Origin of the sequence: Enterococcus raffinosus, from assembly GCF_001886185.1 — a bacterium.
GTDB lineage: Bacteria > Bacillota > Bacilli > Lactobacillales > Enterococcaceae > Enterococcus_A > Enterococcus_A raffinosus.
This window is the reverse complement of record NZ_JXLA01000115.1, coordinates 1-705: the sequence shown is the minus strand read 5'-3', so window position 1 is coordinate 705 and position 705 is coordinate 1. Positions and strand designations below refer to the sequence as shown.

1 protein-coding gene is annotated in these 705 nt (G+C 39.7%); it reads left to right on the top strand.

Going from position 1 to position 705, the window contains the following annotated elements; all coding sequences use genetic code 11:
* Positions 1-127: 127 nt before the first annotated feature.
* A partial coding sequence (locus RV13_RS20475) for a transposase (protein ID WP_143142313.1) occupies positions 128-705 on the top strand: 578 nt, incomplete at its 3' end.

The following is a 705-nucleotide window of genomic DNA, read 5'->3' as shown; positions in this document are numbered from 1 at the left end:
TGAGCTAATTTCATAATTATCAGCCCTTGTTATATCAATGTTTTCAAAGCAAACAAAAAAGGAACCTCCCCATCTGTTACACTTAAGTTGTCCTAGCCAGACACGTACTCAGAAGGAGGGATCCCTTATGGCTATTATACAACAACCGACTCTATTTGATATAGAAATCTTAGAACAATTGGACATTGAAGAAAAATATCTTGAGATTTTCTCCCCATTGGATCTTTCAACGCTTGTCGGACTCTTTCAAAAAGAAACATCTGTTGGCGCGCCCATCTCAGTCAATTACGAGGCTGCGATTCGCGCACTGATTATTTCTTATCTGGAAGCTATTCCAGATGTGAAAACGTTGGTTACTCGCATCAAGTCTGATTTGCGCTTTAAGTTAAGTCTAGGTTTTTTATATTCAGACCGAACCCCATCAGAAGCGACCTTCTCTCGCATTCTTCATACGTTGAGTGAACATCGTTCCTCATTGCTCGATGTGAATAATCGTTTACTTAGGCAAATTGACAATGTTTTTGATATTTTTGGCGAAGATGTCGCCATTGATGCCACCGCTATCGAATCCCATTCGAAGCCTCGAATAATTGAGAAACCAATCGTTTCAAGTGTTGAAAAACAATACACTATGACGACGGAGGACATCAAAAAAGAATTATCGATTGATCCACAGTGGGGCATCAAAGTGAACAGTAAAGGGAA